The 21388-nt window shown below is 60.9% G+C and carries 19 protein-coding genes; 12 read left to right on the top strand and 7 right to left on the bottom strand.

Features of this window, described 5'->3' with window-relative positions; genetic code table 11:
* Window positions 1-6: 6 nt before the first annotated feature.
* On the bottom strand, window positions 7-1644 hold the full coding sequence (locus PGR6_RS05725) for a 5-guanidino-2-oxopentanoate decarboxylase (RefSeq protein ID WP_064616327.1): 1638 nt from the start codon (window positions 1642-1644) through the stop codon (window positions 7-9).
* 159 nt (window positions 1645-1803) lie between these two features.
* Between PGR6_RS05725 and PGR6_RS05720 the strand changes: the two genes are divergently transcribed.
* Window positions 1804-2685 carry a LysR substrate-binding domain-containing protein gene (locus PGR6_RS05720; protein ID WP_018926562.1) on the top strand — a complete coding sequence of 294 codons (882 nt, stop codon included), beginning with the start codon at window positions 1804-1806 and terminating at the stop codon, window positions 2683-2685.
* Between the two features lie 60 nt (window positions 2686-2745).
* Here PGR6_RS05720 and PGR6_RS05715 read toward each other — a convergent pair whose 3' ends face one another.
* Together PGR6_RS05715 and PGR6_RS05710 are read right to left on the bottom strand one after the other, a co-directional pair.
* Window positions 2746-3360, bottom strand: a complete 615-nt coding sequence (locus PGR6_RS05715) for an NAD(P)-dependent oxidoreductase (RefSeq protein ID WP_064616326.1) — start codon at window positions 3358-3360, stop codon at window positions 2746-2748.
* A 208-nt stretch (window positions 3361-3568) separates the two neighbouring features.
* Entirely contained in the window at window positions 3569-4450 is an 882-nt protein-coding gene (locus tag PGR6_RS05710) for an MBL fold metallo-hydrolase (RefSeq protein WP_064616325.1), read from the bottom strand.
* A gap of 114 nt (window positions 4451-4564) precedes the next feature.
* On the opposite strand from PGR6_RS05710, the gene PGR6_RS05705 reads away from it, so the two are divergent.
* The gene (locus tag PGR6_RS05705; protein WP_019581528.1) at window positions 4565-5470 is read left to right on the top strand and encodes a LysR family transcriptional regulator; all 906 of its coding nucleotides are present in this window, start codon (window positions 4565-4567) and stop codon (window positions 5468-5470) included.
* A gap of 94 nt (window positions 5471-5564) precedes the next feature.
* Window positions 5565-5741, top strand: coding sequence for a hypothetical protein (locus PGR6_RS30115; RefSeq protein WP_167331182.1), 177 nt, complete (start codon window positions 5565-5567; stop codon window positions 5739-5741).
* A 22-nt stretch (window positions 5742-5763) separates the two neighbouring features.
* On the opposite strand, the gene PGR6_RS05695 is transcribed toward PGR6_RS30115, so the two are convergent.
* Window positions 5764-6675 carry a helix-turn-helix domain-containing protein gene (locus PGR6_RS05695; RefSeq protein WP_018926567.1) on the bottom strand — a complete coding sequence of 304 codons (912 nt, stop codon included), beginning with the start codon at window positions 6673-6675 and terminating at the stop codon, window positions 5764-5766.
* Window positions 6676-6854: 179 nt separating this feature from the next.
* Between PGR6_RS05695 and pobA the strand changes: the two genes are divergently transcribed.
* Both pobA and PGR6_RS05685 read left to right on the top strand, forming a co-directional pair.
* Window positions 6855-8048, top strand: a complete 1194-nt coding sequence (pobA, locus tag PGR6_RS05690; protein WP_064616324.1) for a 4-hydroxybenzoate 3-monooxygenase — start codon at window positions 6855-6857, stop codon at window positions 8046-8048.
* 78 nt (window positions 8049-8126) lie between these two features.
* Entirely contained in the window at window positions 8127-9644 is a 1518-nt protein-coding gene (locus tag PGR6_RS05685; RefSeq protein ID WP_018926569.1) for an MDR family MFS transporter, read from the top strand.
* A 248-nt stretch (window positions 9645-9892) separates the two neighbouring features.
* On the opposite strand, the gene PGR6_RS05680 is transcribed toward PGR6_RS05685, so the two are convergent.
* The 3 genes from PGR6_RS05680 to PGR6_RS05670 all read right to left on the bottom strand — a co-directional run bounded on the left by PGR6_RS05680 (window position 9893) and on the right by PGR6_RS05670 (window position 12833).
* On the bottom strand, window positions 9893-10762 hold the full coding sequence (locus PGR6_RS05680) for a hypothetical protein (RefSeq protein ID WP_018926570.1): 870 nt from the start codon (window positions 10760-10762) through the stop codon (window positions 9893-9895).
* Between the two features lie 116 nt (window positions 10763-10878).
* The gene (locus PGR6_RS05675; RefSeq protein ID WP_018926571.1) at window positions 10879-11871 is read right to left on the bottom strand and encodes an NAD-dependent epimerase/dehydratase family protein; all 993 of its coding nucleotides are present in this window, start codon (window positions 11869-11871) and stop codon (window positions 10879-10881) included.
* A 68-nt stretch (window positions 11872-11939) separates the two neighbouring features.
* Entirely contained in the window at window positions 11940-12833 is an 894-nt protein-coding gene (locus PGR6_RS05670; RefSeq protein ID WP_018926572.1) for a LysR family transcriptional regulator ArgP, read from the bottom strand.
* 96 nt (window positions 12834-12929) lie between these two features.
* On the opposite strand from PGR6_RS05670, the gene PGR6_RS05665 reads away from it, so the two are divergent.
* The 7 genes from PGR6_RS05665 (at window position 12930) to PGR6_RS05635 (ending at window position 21378) form a co-directional block, all read left to right on the top strand.
* A complete protein-coding gene (locus PGR6_RS05665; protein ID WP_018926573.1) occupies window positions 12930-13331 on the top strand; it encodes an ACT domain-containing protein in 402 nt (133 codons plus the stop codon).
* Window positions 13332-13338: 7 nt separating this feature from the next.
* Window positions 13339-13941, top strand: a complete 603-nt coding sequence (locus PGR6_RS05660) for a LysE/ArgO family amino acid transporter (protein ID WP_019581534.1) — start codon at window positions 13339-13341, stop codon at window positions 13939-13941.
* 176 nt (window positions 13942-14117) lie between these two features.
* A complete protein-coding gene (locus PGR6_RS05655) occupies window positions 14118-14714 on the top strand; it encodes a superoxide dismutase (RefSeq protein WP_007938876.1) in 597 nt (198 codons plus the stop codon).
* Window positions 14715-15056: 342 nt separating this feature from the next.
* Entirely contained in the window at window positions 15057-17108 is a 2052-nt protein-coding gene (locus tag PGR6_RS05650) for a putative bifunctional diguanylate cyclase/phosphodiesterase (protein WP_018926575.1), read from the top strand.
* Between the two features lie 144 nt (window positions 17109-17252).
* Window positions 17253-18587, top strand: a complete 1335-nt coding sequence (locus PGR6_RS05645) for an imelysin family protein (protein ID WP_018926576.1) — start codon at window positions 17253-17255, stop codon at window positions 18585-18587.
* A gap of 271 nt (window positions 18588-18858) precedes the next feature.
* Window positions 18859-20286: a di-heme oxidoreductase family protein gene (locus PGR6_RS05640; protein WP_019651381.1), complete on the top strand. Its 1428-nt coding sequence runs from the start codon at window positions 18859-18861 to the stop codon at window positions 20284-20286.
* Between the two features lie 27 nt (window positions 20287-20313).
* Window positions 20314-21378, top strand: a complete 1065-nt coding sequence (locus PGR6_RS05635; RefSeq protein WP_019651380.1) for an imelysin family protein — start codon at window positions 20314-20316, stop codon at window positions 21376-21378.
* Window positions 21379-21388 lie beyond the last annotated feature (10 nt).

Below are 21388 nucleotides of genomic sequence, written 5' to 3'. Positions count from 1 at the left end.
GAGCACTCATTGCGACACCGCCTTCATCCACTGGGTCTGGTCGATTTCAATCAGGGTCGGGCCCTGACGATCGGTGGCCAGGCGCAACGCATCACGCAATCCGTCAACACTGTTGACCGCTTCGGCCGCACAGCCCAGGGCCTTGGCCACACCGATAAAGTCCGGGGTATAGATGTCCACGCCCACCGGCTCGATGGCGCGGTTGACCATGTATTTCTTGATCTCTTCGTAGCCCTGGTTATTCCACAGCAACACGATCACCGGCGTACGCGCTTCCACCGCACTGGCCAGTTCCGGCAAGGTGAATTGCAGGCCGCCGTCGCCGATCAGGCACACCACCGGAGGGCGCGTGCCGCCTTCGACGCTGCCACCGAGCCAGGCGCCAATCGCCGCCGGCAAGGCGTAACCGAGGGTGCCGTAACCGGTGGACGAGTTGAACCAGCGACGCGGACGCTCCGGGTTGAAGGTCAGGTTGCCGGTGTACACCGGTTGGGTCGAATCGCCGACGAACACCGCGTTCGGCAATTCGTACAGCACGGTTTCCAGGAAGCGGGTCTGGGCCAGGGTCGGGGCGTCCCAGGTCGCGGCGAGCTCTTCTCGCAAGCGAGCGGCGCGCACCTGGCCCCAGTCATTGCGGCGCTCGGCCAGCGACTTGTGGGACAGCGCACTCAGCAGGGCCTGGGCGGCATTGCGCGAGTCGGCCACCAACGCCACCTTCGGCGGGTAATTACGCACGGTCTGGTCTGGGTCGATGTCCACGCGCAGCAGCACGCCCGGGATTTCGAAGCCGCCGGCGAAGGTGATGTCGTAATCGGTTTCGGCCAGTTCGGTGCCGATGGCCAGCACCACGTCAGCCTCGGCCACCAGCGCACGGGTGGCCACCAGGCTTTGGGTCGAACCGATCAGCAGCGGATGGCTGGATTCGAGCATGCCTTTGGCATTGATGGTCAGGGCCACTGGCGCATCCAGCAGCTCGGCCAGTTCAGTCAGTTCGGCCGCCGCATCGATGGCGCCGCCACCAGCAAGAATCAACGGGCGCTTGGCACCGGCCAGCAGGTCGGTCATGCGGCTGATCGCGCTGGGCGAAGCACCGGCACGATCGATGTTCACCGGCACGCTGGCGAGCAGGTCATCGGCCTCTTCGACCAGTACGTCCAACGGGATTTCGATGTGCACCGGACGCGGGCGACCGGCCTGGAACAGCGCGAAGGCCCGCGCCAATACGCCCGGCAATTCTGCCGCCGACATCAAGGTATGGGAGAACGCCGCCACGCCGCCGACCAGTGCGCTCTGGTTCGGCAGCTCATGCAGCTTGCCGCGCCCGCCGCCCAATTGGCTGCGCGATTGCACGCTGGAGATCACCAGCATCGGGATCGAGTCGGCGTAAGCCTGGCCCATGGCGGTGGTGATGTTGGTCATGCCGGGGCCGGTGATGATGAAGCACACGCCCGGCTTACCGCTGGTGCGAGCATAGCCGTCGGCCATGAACCCGGCGCCCTGTTCGTGACGTGGAGTGACGTGGTTGATGCTCGAACGGGCCAGCCCGCGATACAGCTCCACGGTATGCACCCCAGGGATGCCGAACACCTGCTCGACCCCGTAATCTTCGAGTAACTTGACCAATACTTCGCCGCACGTCGCCATGTGTTTGCCCTTTTTGTTCGTTTGAGACGCCGGGCCTGCGCAGTGTTTATGATGGATTGGCAGGCCCGGGAATGGCCTCATTGGAACGGGCGACACATAGCCGCAACAATGGATAAAAAGTCATACTAGCCATGTCCTCACGTCATACCTTGGATCCCAATGAAACGACTGCCTCCCCTGCCGGCGCTGCACACTTTTCTGATCACCGCGCAGTGCTGCAACTTCACCCGGGCCGCCGAACAGCTGCACATCACCCAAGGCGCGGTGAGCCGGCAGATCGCCGGGCTGGAAGATCATCTGGGCTATGAACTGTTCATTCGCCAGGCGCGGGGCTTGAGCCTGACCGCCGAAGGACGTGAGTGGTTGCCACGGGTGCAGCAGATTTTCGGCCTGATCGATGAGGCCGTGGAGCAGATCGGCGAGAAGCGCGAAACCTTGCAACTCAAGGCGCCGACCTGCGTGATGCGCTGGCTGTTGCCGCGCCTGTTGCAGTGGCAAAAGGAACGCCCGGATGTGCCGGTGGAATTGACCACCACGGTGAAACACGGCGTGGACTTTCATCGTGAACAATTCGACGCGGCGGTGATGTATGGCCCGCCGCCGGAGAGCTCACTGGCCTCCCATCATTTGTTCGATGAGCAACTGACGCCCGTGTGTTCCCGGCCGATGCTTGAAGGGCCACTGGCCTTGCAGACACCGGCAGACCTGCAACAGCACTTGTTACTGCATCCGACCCGGGATGAACGGGACTGGAAAGCCTGGTTGAAAGCGGCGGATATTCATCTGAGCAATGTCGGCAAGGGCCAGCATTTCGAAACCCTGGACCTGGCGATGTCGATGGCGTCCCAGGGGACAGGCGTGGCGATTGGCGATTGGTCGTTGATCGGCGATGACCTGAGCGCCGGGCGGCTGGTCATGCCCTTTGATTTGAAGGTGAAAACCGGATTGGCGTATTACCTGGTGTTCCCCGAAAAACCTGCGCCTTCGCCGAAGTTGCGCGAATTGATGGGGTGGTTGGTGGAGCAGGCGCAGGCACGCTGAACCGAAATCGCCCTGTAGCAGCCTGCGTTCGGCTGCTACAGGGGATGTGGTGTTGCGAAGTTAATACCCGACCGTAAACCGCTGGCGGGAATGCTTCGGCGTTTCCACTTCATCCAGCAACGCGATCGCGTAATCGGCAAAGGTAATCCAGCTGCGGCCCTGCGCACTCACCAGCAAGTCATCCTTGCCGACTCGAAACGTGCCGGTACGCTCACCTTCGACAAACTCCGCCGACGGCGACAGGAAGGTCCAGTCCAGGTCCCGTTCCTGACGCAAAGTGTTGAGGAAATCGGCACCGGCGCTGGCCTCAGCCTTGTACTCCGGCGGAAAACCTTCGCTGTCGATCACCCGGGTGCCGCCCGGCAGCAACAGCGAACCGGCACCGCCCACCACCAGCAGACGCTTGACCCCGGCCTGCTTCACCGGCTCGATGACGGCGCTGGCGGGGATGGTGGAGAAATGTGCAGCACTGATTACTGCATCATGGCCAGCGACGGCGGCTTGCAAAGCGGCAGCATCGAGCACGTCGACGTTTTTGCTGACGACACCGGCACGCTGGCCGATTTTCGAGGTGTCGCGGGCGATGGCGGTGACGCTGTGACCGCGACGCAGGGCTTCTTCCAACAGTTGGCTACCGGCACGACCGGTGGCACCGATGATTGCGATTTTGCTCATGACGTTCTCCAGTTGATGTAACTGTGATGTATAGCGTGTGTGTAATCAGCACAACCTTTGTGGCGAGGGAGCTTGCTCCCGCTGGAGTGCGAAGCGCTCCCTGCACTCCATCAGGTACACCGCATTTACAGGTTTTACGACTGCTTCGCAGCCGAGCGGGAGCAAGCTCCCTCGCCACAAAGGCTTGTTCAGTTTCAGGTCCGACGGGTTACCACTTCATCTCGCCCTTGGCGACTTTGGCGCTCAGCTCCAACGAGCTTTCTTCGCCCAGGGTCGGGTAGCGTTTTTTCATCGCGCCGATCAGTTCGGCTGAATCTTTCGCCTTGGCGGTTTCTTCGTCGAAAGCCTTGATGTAATCAGCGGTGAACCGCACAGCCGCCAGGGAGCGAGCGCTCTCGCCCAGGTAGTGACCCGGCACGACGGTGTTCGGCTTCAAGGCTTCGATCGTGTGCAGCGTCGTCAGCCAATCGGCATGGGACTGCGCGGTCTGGGTATCAGCCATCCACACATGAATGTTTTCGGCGACAACCACGCCACCGACCACTGCCTTGATCGACGGAATCCACACAAAGCTGCGATCCGGTTGCTTGCCATCCAGGCCGAGCACCTGCAGTTTCTGCCCTTCCAGCATCAGGCTGTCGCCCTTGAGCACGTGCGGCACGATGGTTTTGTTCGGCACGTCGGCGCCCATTTTCGGACCCCAGAACGCCAGTTTGCCGTCGACGGTTTTCTTGATGTGATCAACCGTCGGTTGCGAGGCCAGTACCTTGGCTTTCGGGAACGCTTTGGTCACGGTGTCGAGGCCGAAGTAGTAATCCGGGTCACCGTGGCTGATGTAGATGGTGGTCAGTTGCTTGCCGCTGGCGCGGATTTTTTCCACCACTTGTTCGGCCTGGGATTTGCCGAATTGTGCGTCCACCAGAATCGCTTCCTTCTCGCCGCTGACCAGTACCGAGGTCACTGGGAAGATCGCGTTGGTGCCCGGGTTGTAGACGTCCAGGGTCAGGGTCGACGCCGCAGCGGCGTGGGCCGCGAAGCCCAGTGCGGCGGTTGCCAGAAGAATGCGTTTGATTGAAGTGAAGCCGATCATCTGTTGCTCCGTTGTCCGAATGCCGTGCTTGGCGATGGGACAGAGCTTAGTTGCCTGGTTCGATACAAAAAATGCGATGCTTGAACATAGTTTGTTTCTGAAAGCGGGCAAATCATGGATCGTCTACAAGCAATGCGGGTGTTCGTCACGGTGGTGGACCTGGGCAGCCAATCGGCCGCCGCCGATCACCTGGACCTGTCGCGGCCGGTGGTTTCACGGTATCTGGCGGAGCTGGAAGATTGGGTCGGCGCACGCCTGATGCACCGCACCACGCGCAAATTGAGCCTGACCGCCGCCGGCAGTGAAATCCTGCCCCGGTGCCGGCAGATGCTCGATTTATCCAGCGACATGCAAGCCGCCGTCAGCGAGCCGGACGACGCACCGCGCGGCCTGCTGCGGATCAGCGTCAGCACCTCGTTCGGCCAGGCGCAACTGGCCGATGCCATGGCCGCCTACGTCAAACGTTACCCCGGCGTAAGCATCGATCTGCAAATGCTCGACCGCACGGTGAACCTGGTGGATGAGCGCATCGACCTGGCCATCCGCACCAGCAACGACCTGGACCCGAACCTGATCGCCCGGCGGCTGACGGTCTGCCGCTCGGTGATCTGCGCCTCCCCCGCTTACCTGCGCGAGCACCCGGCGCCGCAGCGGGTCGAAGACCTGAGCCTGCACAATTGCCTGACCCACTCCTACTTCGGCAAAAGCCTCTGGCATTTCGAGCAGGATGGCGAACCGGTCTCGGTGCCGGTACAGGGCAACATCAGCGCCAACGAAGCCAGCACGCTGTTGCGCGCGGCGATGGCCGGGGCCGGTGTGGCGATGCTGCCCAGTTACCTGGCCGGCATGCATATCCACAGCGGCGAACTGATCCGCCTGCTGCCCCAGGCCGAGCCCCGTCAGATGAACATCTATGCGGTGTATGCCTCACGCAAGCACATGCCGGTGGCGTTGCGCAGCATGCTGGATTTTCTGGTGCTCAGATTTCCCGAAGAACCGGCATGGGATGTGGGCCTTTAACCGGAGCAAATGTGGGGTGGTTTTGATGGCAACTCACCGGCGCTGACCTATGCTCAAAGCAGTACCCAAGGGTATTCGTTCAGAGGTCAACGCCATGAACATCAAAACAAGAAGATACCTCGCCATTTTCATCACCTGCGCGGCGACGCTGGCGCTGTATGGCACAGCCGCCTGGCGTGTCGAACAGTTGCGCAAAGTGCCCCATGACTTCGCGAGCTGCAACTTCGAGCGCTGCATCCCCCACAGCGCAAGCCTCAACGCCCTCCGCTGACGAACACCTTGTGGTGAGGGGGTCAGGTCTCGCTCTTCTGATCGGCAGCGTCCTGATCGGCCTTCAAGCGGTCGCGAAAAGCCTTGGGCGAGATCCCCACCCGACGTCGGAACAAGCGTGTGAAGTTGGTCGGATCGGAAAACCCCAGCACATCGGACATTTCATAAATGGTCATGCTGGTGTAGGTCAGCAAGCGCTTGGCCTCCAGCAACTGACGCTCGTGCATGATCTGCAACGCCGGCTGCCCCGCCAGTTCACGGCACGTGCCGTTGAGGTGGGACACGGAAATCCCCAGCCGATGGGCCAGGTCCTCGACCTTGACGTGCTGGCGATAGGTCTCCTCCACCAGCTGGATAAAACCGTTGAGGTATTCCCGGGCACGCTGCGGACGCTGATTGGCAGCGCGGCGCTGGATCACCTGACGGCTGACCCACACCATGATCACGCTGACCAGCGAATGCATGAGCATTTCCCGCGCCGGTTGATGGCCGGTGTATTCGCTTTGCAGCGCTGAAAACAGGCTGTTGAGGTACTCGCTGTCCTTGCCCGCCGGGTAGCTTTCGGCTTGGGCCAGGGCATTTACCGAATTGCCCAACTGCGCCTGAAGATGGGCGACCAGCGGCGCGGCCAGGGTGACGACGAACCCTTCGACGTCCTCGGAAAACCGATAACCATGCACCGATAACGGCGGCAGAATGATGATTGCCGGCTCAGCCAATTGTGAGCGTTTCCCTTCGATCTCAAGCTCTGCCTGACCTTTGAAGACGAAGAGCAACTGACACAAATCAGCGTGGCGATGGGGTTTTATTTCCCATTGATGTTCGCGGCTGCGTTTTGAAATGGTTTCACAGTGGAGCAAATCGGGGGTCGGCCAATCCAGGCTTTCACCGTAGAGTTTGAACACCGGAATCGATGGCAGGGCGGGCTTGTTCATCACTTCAATCCAGGCCTCGAAGGTAACGGGGCGATAATCGCACCGATTGGCAGAATGTACAGGTATCGGCTCAGTTTTCACCTTCAATTGACGGACCCGCAAGTGAAAAATGCAAGCACTCGATCCATAAAAATCATCCACCGGCGTTGGTCGCGTGGAGCTTGCGAGTCATAAAAACAATGAAAACACTAAAAACCCAAATCGCCATCATCGGCGCCGGCCCCTCTGGTTTGCTACTCGGCCAATTGCTGCATAACGCCGGCATCGACACCCTGATTCTCGAACGCCAGACCCCGGACTATGTGCTGGGACGCATCCGTGCCGGTGTCCTCGAACAAGGCATGGTAGAGCTGTTGCGTCAGGCCGGGGTGGGCCAGCGCATGGACGCCGAAGGGCTGGTTCACACCGGCTTCGAACTGGCCCTGGACGGGCGCCGGGTACACATCGATCTGCAAACATTGACCGGTGGCAAAACCGTGATGGTGTATGGCCAGACCGAGGTCACCCGCGACCTGATGGCCGCTCGTCGGGACGCCGGGGCGCAGACGATTTATGCAGCCAGCAACGTCGTCCCCCACGGCATGAAAACCGCTGAACCCTATGTGACCTTCGACAAGGACGGCGAAACGTATCGACTCGATTGTGACTACATCGCCGGTTGCGACGGTTTCCATGGCGTGGCGCGACAGTCGATTCCTGCCGACTGCCTGAAGGTATTCGAGCGGGTGTATCCGTTCGGCTGGCTGGGGATTCTCGCTGACACTCCGCCAGTTCACGAGGAGTTGGTCTACGCGCGGCATGAACGGGGCTTTGCGTTGTGCAGCATGCGTTCGCCGACACGCACCCGTTATTACCTTCAGGTACCGGCCCAGGATCAGGTCGATGACTGGTCCGACCAACGCTTCTGGGACGAACTCAAATCCCGTCTGCCAGCGGCCCTCGCCGATGTGCTGGTGACCGGCCCGTCGATCGAGAAAAGCATCGCGCCGCTGCGCAGTTTCGTGGTCGAGCCGATGCAGTACGGGCGGATGTTCCTGGTCGGCGACGCCGCGCACATCGTCCCGCCCACCGGTGCCAAAGGCCTGAACCTGGCGGCCAGCGACGTCAGTACGTTGTTCAATATTCTGCTGAAGGTTTACCGCGAAGGCCGTGTTGATTTGCTGGAGAAGTATTCCGAAATCTGCCTGCGGCGGGTGTGGAAAGCCGAACGGTTTTCCTGGTGGATGACCTCGATGTTGCATCGCTTCGACGAGCACGACGCATTCAGCCAGCGCATCAGCGAATCGGAACTGGCCTATTTCGTTGACTCCGAGGCGGGCCGAAAAACCATCGCGGAAAACTACGTCGGCCTTCCGTACGAGGCTATCGAATAGGCTCCTATCGACTTACACTGGCGAGCACTCCCGCTCGCCTTGCTCCTTGCGGGTCCATCACTGCCCGCAGGTTTTACCGTGACCAATCTCAACCGGCCTGAAACGCCCAAACCGGCCATTCGCAGCGTGCTGATCGCCCTGATGCTGGCGATCTTTCTGGGCGCGCTGGACCAGACCATCGTCGCTGTGTCGATGCCGGCGATTTCCGCGCAGTTCAAGGACGTCAGCCTGCTGGCCTGGGTCATTTCCGGCTACATGGTGGCGATGACCGTGGCGGTGCCGATCTACGGCAAGCTCGGCGATCTGTATGGCCGCCGCCGGTTGATGCTGTTCGGCATGGGTTTGTTCACCCTGGCTTCATTGTTCTGCGGCATGGCGCAAAGCATGGAGCAACTGGTGCTGGCGCGGATCTTTCAAGGCATCGGCGCCGGCGGAATGATTTCGGTGAGCCAGGCGATCATCGGCGACATCGTTCCACCGCGCGAACGCGGTCGCTATCAGGGCTACTTCAGCAGCATGTACGCGGTGGCCAGCGTGGCCGGCCCGGTACTCGGTGGCTACATGACCGAATACCTGTCCTGGCGCTGGGTATTCCTGATCAACCTGCCGTTGGGCCTGGGTGCCTGGTGGGTGGCTTATCGCACGCTGGTAGGGCTGCCGGTGCCGCAGCGCAAGCCGATCATCGACTACCTCGGTACGTTGCTGATGATCATTGGCCTGACGGCGTTGTTGCTGGGCATCACTCAGGTTGGCCAGGGGCATTCGTGGCGCAGCCCCGAAGTGGCGGGTTTGCTCGGTTGTGCGGTGGCGGTGCTGGCGGTGTTCGTCTGGCATGAACGGCGGGCGCGGGAACCGTTGCTGCCGATGCATTTGTTCGCCAACCGCAATGCGATCCTTTGCTGGTGCACGATTTTCTTCACCAGTTTCCAGGCGATTTCCCTGATCGTGCTGATGCCGCTGCGCTTCCAGAGCGTCACCGGCGCCGGGGCCGACAGCGCGGCACTGCACCTGTTGCCGCTGGCCATGGGCTTGCCGATAGGCGCCTATTTCGCCGGGCGCCGGACCTCGGTGACCGGTCGTTACAAACCGATGATCCTGACCGGCGCGTTGCTCATGCCGTTGGCGATTCTCGGCATGGCGTTCAGTGCGCCGCAGGCGTTTGTGCTGAGCAGCCTGTTCATGTTGCTCTGCGGAATCGCTGGCGGCATGCAGTTCCCGACGTCGTTGGTGGGCACGCAAAACTCGGTGGATCAACGGGACATTGGCGTTGCCACCAGCACCACCAATCTGTTCCGCGCTCTGGGCGGTGCAGTGGGCGTGGCGTTGATGTCGGCGCTGTTGCTGGCGTTGTTGCAGGACTCCAGTTTCGCGCACCTGGCCGGCTCGTCGCTGATTGCCGAGGGCCGTTCGGGGAATGTCTTGCTCGATGGTTTGAACGCCGCGCCGGGGGATGCGCAAAACGCCTTGCGCGCCGAGCTGCTGCTGACCTTCAGGCATTTACTGATGGTCAGCGCGGCGGTGTCGCTGCTGGGGCTGGCGGCGGCGATTGCCATGCCGAACAGGGTGTTGCGCGGGCGGGAAGACAAGGTTCGATAGAAAGACCGAGGCTTGCCCGCGAAGACGTCAGCCCGGACACCACTAGCGACCAGGCGTTGTGTTGCTTTCTGTGGCGAGGGAGCTTGCTCCCGTTGGGTGGCGCAGCCGCCCCAAACCCATTCACCACCGCTATTCAGATAACCTGCGGTGCCTGATTTGCGACTGCTGCGCAGTCGAGCGGGAGCAAGCTCCCTCGCCACAAAAGTCCCACTCCACAGGCCCACTCCACACAACATCACTGCATCGGGCTATTGAGGCCGGGCGTGCAGCTGTTGTTGCAGGTTCTGGATCTGCGCCTGCAGGGTGTTGATGTTGCGGGTGACCTGGCCACGGAAGGCGTCGAACTCGGCGGTATTGTTGCCACCTTGCGCCGCGGCCGGGCGGTTGTCCTGTTGGCTTTTGAGCACGATCATGTCTTGCTCCAGACGCTCGACTGCAGCGCTCGGGTTGCCTTGCCGCTTCAGCGCAGCGATATCGGCGCCAAGGCTTTTCAGTTGGGCGTCGACTTTGCTGGTATCAGCCGGTGCGCTCTTCAACGCGGCCAGCTCGCCGCTCAAGGCTTTGACTTGGGCCTGCAACTGAGCATTGGCCGCTTGTTGTTCGCTGGCCTGCGTGGTCATTTGCGCCAGGCGCTTGTCCAGATCGGAGGTCTGGCCGAGCACGCCTTGCTGCTGTTTACTCTGATCCTGGAGTTTGCTTTCCAGCTGTTTGCTCTGGTCCTGGAGCTTGCCTTCCAGTTGTTTTATTTGCAGCTTCAACGCTTCACTGCCGGTGTTGACCGTGGACTGGCTGGCCACGACCTTGCCGGAAATGTCCTGCAAGCGCCCCGCCGCTTCCTCACTGATACGGGCGAAACTTTCCTGGGTCGCCACCAGTTGTTGTTCCATCAGCGATATCTGCTGGAAACTCCACCAGGCAAGGCCAGCGAAGGCAAAGAACAACGCACCGACCAACGCCCACAGCGGGCCGGTGCTCGGGCCTTTGACCTTGACTACCGGTGTGGTGCGCGAATGCACGGAAGTGCGCGCGGTGGTCGGAAAATCATCGTCGTCGAGGCTGTCGGCACGCAGGCTCGGTACATCGTCGAAGTCGTCGTTGGCATCGTTACGCATGGACATTGAGTCAACCTTTGTAAAACGCGGTGATGGCTTGATGCGGCGAAGTATAACCCTCGCTGGCGCACCGGTTGACCCTGAACCCCGAACTCGGTTCAGTAGGGGGCGGCCCTTGTGTGTCAGCGAATGTCCTGAGCCTTCCACCAGGCGCAAAATTCATCGAGGGCGGTCCAGAGACTGACTTTCGGATCGTAATCCAGATAATGCCGGGCGCGACTGATGTCCAGGGTGAAATTTTTGTTCATTACCTGCATGCCCAGCCGCGACAGGGTCGGCTCGGGACGACCCGGCCACAGCTTGCAAACACCCTCGTTGAGCGCGGCAAGGCTGTAGGCCAAGCCGTAGGAACGGTAACGGGTCACCTGTGGCACATCCATATTGCGCATCACGTAATTGACCACATCCCACAACGGCACCGGCGCTCCGTTGCTGATGTTGTAGGCCTTGCCCAAGGCCGAACCGCTGGCCAGCAAGCTACTGAACAACGCCTCATTGAGGTTTTGCACACTGGTGAAGTCAACCTTGTTCAGGCCATTGCCGATAATCGCCAACCGCCCTTTGCGTTGCATCTTCAGCAACCTGGGGAAAATGCTCATGTCGCCTGCGCCCGTCACGAAACGCGGGCGCAGGGCCAGGGTTTCGAGGCCGAACTCCTGCGCACCGAAAACTTTTTGCTCGGCCAGGTATTTGGTTGCGGCGTAAGGATGCTTGAAGCGCTTGGGCACCTGGTCTTCGGTCAACCCCAGATGATCGCGGCCATCGAAGTAAATCGATGGCGACGACAAGTGCACCAGGCGCCGCACCCGTTGTTTCAGGCAGGCCTCGACCACGTTCTCGGTGACCTCGACGTTGCCTTGATGGAAATCCTGATAGCGCCCCCACAAACCGACAGCGCCGGCGCAATGGACCACGGCTTCGACGTCGGAACACAGGTCGCGCGCCAGTTGCGGGTCGCTCAAGTCGCCCTGGATGAACTCGGCACCACGGCGCACCAGATGCTCGACGCTCTCGGCCCGGCGACCGTTGACCCGCACATCCAGGCCCTGCTCCAGGGCGAAACGCGCAAAGCGCCCGCCAATGAAGCCGCTTGCGCCGGTGACCAGAATCTTCATGTATTGCTCCGAATATTTCGTTTTGCGTTTTTCGTTTTGCATAGGGCGTGAGGTCTTGACGCCAGCCGTCAGTCCAACGGCACCAGCCATTGCTTCGACGAACGCACCAATTGATCGGTGAGTAACCCCAACAGCTGACCGCCATTGCGCCAATGATGCCAGTACAGCGGCACATCGATCGGCTTATCTGGCAAAAGCTCCACCAATTGGCCGCGCGCCAGTTGCTCGCGCACTTGCAATTCAGGCACCAGGCCCCAGCCAAGCCCTGCTTCCGTGAGACGAAGAAAACCTTCGGAAGACGGGCATAAATGGTGTTCGAAACCGCCGTTCACGCCGACTGACGCGAGGTAACGATGCTGCAGGAAATCGTCCGGGCCAAATACCAGCGCCGGGGTTCTGGCCAACTGATCGGCACGCACACCTTGGGGAAAATGCCGGGCAATGAATGCAGGGCTGGCCAACGCACGGTAGCGCATCGCCCCCAACAGCACGCTGCGCGCACCGGCCACCGGCCGCTCACTGGCGCACAGACACCCCGCCACTTCGCCTGCGCGCATGCGTTTGAGGCCGACGGTCTGGTCTTCCACCACCAGGTCGAGCAACAGATGCTCCTGCGCGCAAAAATCCCCCACCGCCGCAGCCCACCAGGTGGCCAGGCTGTCAGCGTTCAGCGCGATACGCAGGCGTTCCGGCAGGCCTTCTTCGTCCAGCGCCGGCACCAGGCTTTGCAGATCGCGTTCCAGCAATCGCACCTGCTGCACATGGTTGAGCAATCGCCGGCCAATCTCCGTCGGAGCAGGAGGCGTGACCCGCACCAGCACCGGTTGGCCGACCCGCGCCTCGAGCAATTTGATGCGCTGGGAGATGGCCGATTGGGACAAGCCCAAGACCTGCGCGGCGCGTTCGAATCCGGCCTGCTCGATCACGGCGGCGAGGGCGGACAGTAATTTGTAGTCGAACATCAGTTTTCCTAATGAGCGATCAGCACTATTGGTTTTTCTTATACAACTTCCCACCGGAGAATGGCCAGCAAGAACTCTTGAACAAGGATCACCGACATGGCTGGCGAAACCTCTTTGGCAACCCTGCTGCGCAGCATGAGCCCGCAACTCAACGACGGCGAATACGTGTTCTGCACGTTGCCTGACGGCAAGCTGCCCGCAGGCCTTGAGATTGTCGGCAGCTTCCGCGAACAGGAAGGGCTGACGGTGATTCTGCAACGTTCCCACGCCGAGAAGGCCGGTTTCAGCTTCGACTACATCGCTGCCTGGATCACCTTGAACGTGCACTCAGCCCTTGAAGCCGTCGGCCTGACCGCCGCGTTCGCCACGGCACTGGGCCAGGCCGGCATCAGTTGCAACGTGATTGCCGGCTACTACCACGACCATTTGTTCGTCGGCCAGGCCGATGCCGAACGCGCCCTGCAGGTACTGCGGGATCTGGCGGCCAACGCGGAGTAAAAATCTTATGTGGCAAAGCTATGTGAACGGCCTGTTGGTGGCCGCCGGGCTGATCATGGCGATCGGCACTCAGAATGCGTTTGTGTTGGCGCAGAGCCTTCGACGTGAACATCACCTGCCGGTGGCGGCGCTCTGCGTAACCTGCGATGCGTTGCTGGTGGCCGCCGGGGTGTTCGGCCTGGCGACGTTGCTGGCGCAGAACCCGACTCTGTTGGCCATCGCTCGTTGGGGTGGCGCGGCGTTTCTGCTGTGGTATGGCAGCCTGGCGCTGCGTCGGGCGTGCTCGAAACAGAGCCTGCAACACGGCGAGAACCAGACCGTGCGCTCATTACGGGCGGTGCTGCTCAGCGCTTTGGCGGTGACCTTGCTCAACCCGCACGTCTACCTGGACACCGTGTTGCTGATCGGCTCCCTTGGCGCACAACAGACCGAGCCCGGTGCTTATGTCGTGGGCGCGGCCAGTGCATCGTTGCTGTGGTTTTTTACCCTGGCCCTTGGCGCAGCGTGGTTGGCACCGTGGTTGGCACGGCCAAGCACTTGGCGAATCCTCGACCTGTTGGTGGCCGTAATGATGTTCACCGTAGCGTTCCAGTTAATCATCGCTTCATGATTTATTCCAAAAGGCTCTGGAACCTCTATTCCACACAGTTGTTGCGTGGTTATGCCGCACCCCCGGTGCTATGATCCGATCCCTGCGCCGCAAAGAGTACAAACTCCCCGGCGCATGTCTGGCCGCCCGTGATCGGCCTTGCGCTCACCGCAACTGACCTGATTAGGAGAATCATCATGGCTTTCGAATTGCCGCCGCTGCCTTACGCGCACAATGCCCTGCAGCCGCACATTTCAGAGGAAACTCTGCAATACCACCACGACAAGCACCACAACACCTATGTCGTGAACCTGAACAACCTGGTGCCAGGCACCGAGTTCGAAGGCAAGACCCTGGAAGAAATCGTCAAGACTTCCTCGGGCGGTATCTTCAACAACGCCGCTCAGGTCTGGAACCACACTTTCTACTGGAACTGCCTGGCGCCAAACGCCGGCGGTCAACCAACCGGCGCTCTGGCTGATGCCATCAACGCTGCTTTCGGTTCGTTCGACAAGTTCAAGGAAGAGTTCAGCAAAACGTCCATCGGCACCTTCGGTTCCGGTTGGGGCTGGCTGGTGAAAAAGGCTGACGGTTCCCTGGCCCTGGCCAGCACCATCGGCGCCGGCAACCCGCTGACCAGCGGCGATACCCCGCTGCTGACCTGCGACGTCTGGGAACACGCTTACTACATCGACTACCGCAACCTTCGTCCGAAGTACGTCGAAGCGTTCTGGAACCTGGTCAACTGGAAATTCGTGGCTGAGCAGTTCGAAGGCAAAACCTTCACCGCTTAAGCTTCGCGCCAGTCAAAAAACCCGGCTTTTATGCCGGGTTTTTTTATGCCATCGAAAATCTGTACGTAAGGCGTGCTTTCCCACAACGCGAGCCGCATTCGCCCTCTTGCCCCCGCAGTACAGCGGTCTAACATCAACACAAGGAAAAATTGCCTCAACCGCCTCAAGTTGAGGGCCCCGGCAACCGACACAGTGTTAATAGGGCAAATACTCCAAACAGCAGCATATCGGCCAAGCTACCGGCAATATCCCCCGGGTTGGATTGTCCCTTTGACTGCCATCACGGGATTGCCAATACTCATGGCAACTTGACGCTACCCGCACGGAACAAGGAATAACCCTTTGAAGCTGGAACTCAAGAACAGCTTGTCGGTGAAGTTACTCCGGGTCGTGCTCCTGTCGGCATTGATCGTCGGCGTGGTCTTGAGCTGCGCACAGATTGTTTTCGATGCCTATAAAACACGTCAGGCGGTTGCCAACGATGCCCAGCGCATCCTCGACATGTTCCGCGATCCCTCCACTCAGGCGGTCTACAGCCTGGATCGGGAAATGGGCATGCAGGTGATCGAAGGCCTGTTCCAGGATGACGCCGTGCGCATGGCCTCCATCGGCCACCCCCACGAAGCCATGCTCGCGCAAAAATCCCGCGAGCTTCAGCAGTCCCACAGCCGCTGGCTGACTGACCTGATCCTCGGCCAGGAACGCACGTTCACCACCCAACTGGTGGGTCGCGGTCCCTACAGCGAGTACTACGGCGACCTGAGCATTACCCTCGACACCGCCACCTACGGCCAGAGCTTCATCGTCAGTTCGGTGATCATCTTCATCTCTGGCGTCTTGCGCGCGCTGGCCATGAGCCTGGTGTTGTATCTGGTTTACCACTGGCTGCTGACCAAACCATTGTCGCGGATCATCGAACATCTGACTGAAATCAACCCGGACCGGCCCAGCGCCCACAAGATCCCACAGCTCAAGGGTCATGAAAGAAACGAGCTGGGGGTCTGGATCAACACCGCCAACCAGCTGCTCGAATCCATTGAGCGCAACACTCACCTGCGCCACGAAGCAGAAAACAGCCTGTTACGCATGGCCCAGTACGATTTTCTCACCGGTCTGCCGAACCGCCAGCAATTGCAGCAACAGCTGGACAAGATCCTTGTCGACGCCGGCAAACTGCAGCGTCGGGTCGCGGTGTTGTGTGTCGGGCTCGATGACTTCAAAGGCGTCAACGAACAGTTCAGCTACCAGACCGGCGACCAGTTGCTGCTGGCCCTGGCCGATCGCCTGCGGGCTCACAGCGGCCGCCTCGGCGCCCTCGCCCGCTTGGGTGGCGACCAGTTCGCGCTGGTCCAGGCCGACATCGAACAACCCTACGAAGCCGCCGAACTGGCCCAAAGCATTCTCGATGATCTGGAAGCGGCGTTCGCCCTCGATCATCAGGAAATCCGCCTGCGCGCCACCATCGGCATCACCCTGTTCCCCGAGGACGGTGACAGCACCGAGAAGCTGCTGCAAAAAGCCGAGCAGACCATGACCCTGGCCAAGACGCGCTCGCGCAACCGCTATCAGTTCTATATCGCCAGCGTCGACACGGAAATGCGTCGGCGTCGCGAGCTGGAAAAAGATCTGCGTGACGCCTTGATCCGCGACCAGTTCTACCTCGTCTACCAGCCGCAGATCAGCTACCGCGATCATCGCGTGGTAGGTGTCGAGGCGTTGATTCGCTGGCAGCATCCCGAGCATGGGCTGGTGCCGCCGGACCTGTTCATTCCGCTGGCCGAACAGAACGGCACCATCATCGCCATCGGCGAATGGGTGCTGGACCAGGCCTGCAAACAACTGCGCGAGTGGCACGATCAGGGCTTCGTCGACCTGCGCATGGCGGTGAACCTGTCCACCGTGCAATTGCACCACGCCGAGTTGCCGCGGGTGGTCAATAACCTGCTGCAGATCTACCGCCTGCCACCGCGCAGCCTGGAGCTGGAAGTCACCGAAACCGGCCTGATGGAAGACATCAGCACCGCCGCCCAGCACTTGCTGAGCCTGCGTCGCTCCGGCGCGCTGATCGCCATCGACGACTTCGGCACCGGTTATTCGTCATTGAGTTATCTGAAAAGCCTGCCGCTGGACAAGATCAAGATCGACAAGAGCTTCGTCCAGGACCTGCTCGATGACGACGACGATGCGACCATCGTCCGGGCCATCATCCAGCTGGGCAAAAGCCTGGGCATGCAGGTGATTGCCGAAGGCGTGGAAACCGCCGAGCAAGAGGCCTACATCATCTCCGAAGGCTGCCACGAAGGTCAGGGTTATCACTACAGCAAACCGCTGCCGGCGCGGGAATTGAGCGTCTACCTCAAGCAGGCCCAGCGCAGTAACGCGGCCATCCTCTGAAACAACGGCGATCTTTTGATCTGCGTGAATAAGAAATATTTGCAGGCGTAACCCTTTACAGATAATGCGAAAGATTTGCATTATGTCGCACTTTTGCGCGCCGCCCGTGCGCGCCCACTCCATCACCGAAGCAGGATGTTCGCCATGATTCGTATGCCTCTGGCCACCGCCAGTCTGCTGGCCATCGCTATTTCCCTCGCCGGTTGCGGCGAAGGCAAAGACAAGGCTGCCGCTCAACAAGCGCCGACCCCGGCCGCCAGCACAGCTGCGCCTGCTACCACCGCTAAAGTCGATGAAGCCGCCGCCAAGGCTGTGGTCGCGCATTACGCCGACATGGTCTTTGCCGTTTACAGCGATGCCGAATCCACCGCGAAAACCCTGCAAACCGCCGTCGACGCGTTCCTCGCCAAGCCGGACGCCGACACCCTCAAAGCCGCCCGGGCTGCCTGGGTCGCGGCCCGCGTGCCTTACCTGCAAAGCGAAGTGTTCCGCTTCGGCAACACCATCATCGACGACTGGGAAGGCCAGGTGAACTCCTGGCCACTGGACGAAGGCCTGATCGACTACGTCGACAAATCCTACGAACACGCACTGGGTAACCCGGGCGCTACTGCCAACATCATCGCCAACACCCAGATTCAGATTGGCGAAGACAAGGTCGACGTGAAAGACATCACCCCGGAAAAACTCGCCAGCCTGAACGAGCTGGGCGGTTCCGAGGCCAACGTCGCCACCGGCTACCACGCCATCGAATTCCTGCTCTGGGGCCAGGACTTGAACGGCACCGGCCCTGGCGCCGGCAACCGCCCAGCCTCCGACTACCTGGAAGGCAAAGGCGCTACCGGCGGTCACAATGATCGTCGTCGCGCTTACCTGAAATCCGTGACCCAACTGCTGGTCAACGACCTGGAAGAAATGGTCGGTAACTGGAAGCCGAACGTGGCCGACAACTACCGCGCCACCCTGGAAGCGGAACCGGCTGAATCCGGTCTGCGCAAAATGCTGTTCGGCATGGGCAGCCTGTCCTTGGGCGAACTGGCGGGCGAGCGCATGAAGGTTTCCCTGGAAGCCAACTCCCCGGAAGACGAACAGGATTGCTTCAGCGACAACACCCACAACTCGCACTTCTACGATGCCAAAGGCATTCGTAACGTGTACCTGGGCGAATACACCCGTGTCGACGGCACCAAAATGACCGGCGCCAGCCTGTCGTCCCTGGTGGCCAAGGCCGACCCGGCTGCCGATGCCGCGCTGAAAGCCGACCTGGCTGCGACCGAAGCCAAGATCCAGATCATGGTCGACCACGCCAACAAGGGTGAGCACTACGACCAACTGATCGCTGCCGGCAACACCGCTGGCAATCAGATCGTGCGCGACGCCATTGCCTCTCTGGTCAAGCAGACCGGTTCGATCGAAGCTGCCGCCGGCAAACTGGGCATCAGCGACCTGAACCCGGACAACGCTGATCACGAGTTCTGATCAACGCTGGCTGAGCGAATACAAAGGCGACCTTCGGGTCGCCTTTTTCATGCCTGTCTTTTGGGTGATGCTGATGACCTCATCGCGGGCAAGCCACGCTCCCACGGGGTCAGCGCAAAACCCTGTGGGAGCGTGGCTTGCCCGCGATGGGGGCGACGCGGTCTGACATCAAACCCTGCCTCACATCAACCAAACGATAATTCCTCTTATTCAAACTCCCCTGCCCTGTTAGACTTTGCGCCCTTGTTTTGCTCGTCTTGCAGGATGTCCGATGCCCACGCTGCCTCTTCGCTTGTCTGCACTGTTGCTGGCCCTGGGCCTGAGTGCCTGCGATGACGCCCCGCGTTTTACCCAGGCCGAACCTGGTGAAGCCCGGTCCGGTGGCAGCGCAACAGTGCGCAAGACCGATAAGAACGCATTCTCCTTGCCCTCCGCCAATCTGGCGCCGTCACGACGCGTCGACTTCAGCGTCGGTAATAGCTTCTTTCGCAGCCCCTGGGTGATCGCGCCGTCGACCACCACCGCCCGCGATGGCCTCGGCCCGTTGTTCAATACCAACGCCTGCCAGAACTGCCACATCAAGGACGGGCGCGGTCATCCGCCAACGCCCGATGCGCCGAATGCGGTGTCGATGCTGGTACGCCTGTCGATTCCCAATGCCCCCGCCTACGCCAAGGTCATCGAACAACTGGGCGTGGTGCCGGAGCCGGTCTACGGCGGCCAGTTCCAGGACATGGCGGTGCCCGGCGTCGCCCCGGAAGGCAAGGTGCGTGTCGATTACACGCCGGTCCCGGTACGCTTCAAGGACGGCAGCGAAATCGAGTTGCGTAAACCAATCTTGCAGATGACCCAACTCGGCTACGGCCCGATGCACCCGGACACACGTTTCTCGGCGCGCATCGCACCGCCGATGATTGGCCTGGGCTTGCTTGAAGCGATTCCCGACGAGGCCATCCTGGCCAACGCCGAGGCTCAGGCCCGGGAGAAAAACGGCATCGCCGGACGACCGAACCGGGTCTGGGACGACGCGCAGCAGAAGACTGTTCTCGGACGATTTGGCTGGAAAGCCGGGCAACCGAACCTCAATCAGCAGAATGTTCATGCGTTCTCTGGTGATATGGGCCTCACGACCAGCCTGAAACCCATTGATGACTGCACCGACGCCCAAACTGCTTGCAAACAGGCGCCCAACGGCAATGGCCCCGATGGCGAGCCGGAAGTCAGCGACAACATTTTGCGTCTGGTGCTGTTCTACAGCCGTAACCTCGCCGTGCCGGCCCGTCGCGATGTTGGCGCACCTGAGGTGCTGGCCGGCAAGAATCTGTTTTTCCAGGCCGGATGCCAGTCCTGTCACACCCCTCAATACACCACCGCCGCCAACGCCGCGGAACCTGAATTGGCCAATCAAGTGATTCGCCCTTACAGCGATCTGCTGCTGCACGACATGGGCGACGGTCTGGCCGACAACCGCACCGAGTTCCAGGCCAGTGGCCGCGACTGGCGTACGCCGCCGTTGTGGGGCATCGGCCTGACGCAGACGGTCAGCGGACACACCCAGTTTTTGCACGACGGCCGCGCCCGCAACCTGCTCGAAGCCGTGCTCTGGCATGGCGGCGAGGCAAAAGCGGCGCAGCAACAGGTTTTGTCTTTCAACGCCGAGCAGCGCGCGGCGTTGCTGGCGTTTTTGAATTCCCTTTAATACGTATTCCTTCAGCGGGAGCCCGACATGTTCCGTCCCAAATTGTTGTTCACCAGCCTTGCCGCCCTCGCCCTGGGCGCCTGTTCGCCCCAGGATCCGCAAGCGGTCACCTCGGCGGCCATCGCCAAGCAAGTGATCCTGCCGAGCTACAGTCGTTGGGTTGAAGCCGACCGGCAATTGGCGGTCAGCGCCCTGGCGTTCTGCCAAGGCAAGGAAACCCTGGACACCGCTCGCGCCGACTTCCTGCACGCGCAAAAAGCCTGGGCCGAGTTGCAACCGCTGCTGATCGGGCCGCTGGCCGAAGGCAACCGTTCGTGGCAGGTGCAGTTCTGGCCGGACAAGAAAAACCTCGTCGGCCGTCAAGTCGAGCAACTGGTCACTGCGCAGCCGCAGATCGATGCTGCCGCCCTGGCCAAGTCCAGCGTCGTGGTGCAAGGCCTCTCGGCTTATGAATACATCCTGTTCGACAGCAAGATCGACATGGCCGACAGCGCTCAGAAAGCCAAATACTGCCCGCTGCTGACCGCCATTGGCGAGCGTCAGAAGCAACTGGCCGAAGAGATCCTGTCGCGCTGGAACACCAACGACGGCATGCTCGCGCAGATGAGCAAATTCCCCAACCAGCGCTACGCCGACTCACACGAAGCGATCGCCGATCTGCTGCGTGTGCAAGTGACTGCACTGGACACCCTGAAGAAAAAACTCGGCACGCCGATGGGCCGTCAGAGCAAGGGTACGCCACAGCCATTCCAGGCCGATGCCTGGCGCAGCCAATCGTCGCTCAAAGGCATGGAAGCAAGCCTGAGCGCTGCGCAAACCGTCTGGGTGGGTGTCGACAACAAAGGCCTGCGCGGTCTGCTGCCGAACGAGCAAAAACCGTTGGCCGACAAGATCGACGCGGCCTACGCAGCGTCCCTGAAACTGCTTGCCGGCAACCAGCGCTCGCTGACCGACATGCTCACCGACGATGCCGGTCGCCAGCAGCTGAACGACATCTATGACAGCCTCAACGTTGTCCACCGCTTGCACGAAGGCGAACTGGCCAAGGCGCTGGGCATCCAACTGGGCTTCAACGCCAACGACGGCGACTGATGAGGGCAAG

Source organism: Pseudomonas sp. GR 6-02 (genome assembly GCF_001655615.1).
Classification (GTDB): domain Bacteria; phylum Pseudomonadota; class Gammaproteobacteria; order Pseudomonadales; family Pseudomonadaceae; genus Aquipseudomonas.
Note: the sequence above shows the minus strand (reverse complement) of the source record. Positions and strands in the feature narration are given on the sequence as shown.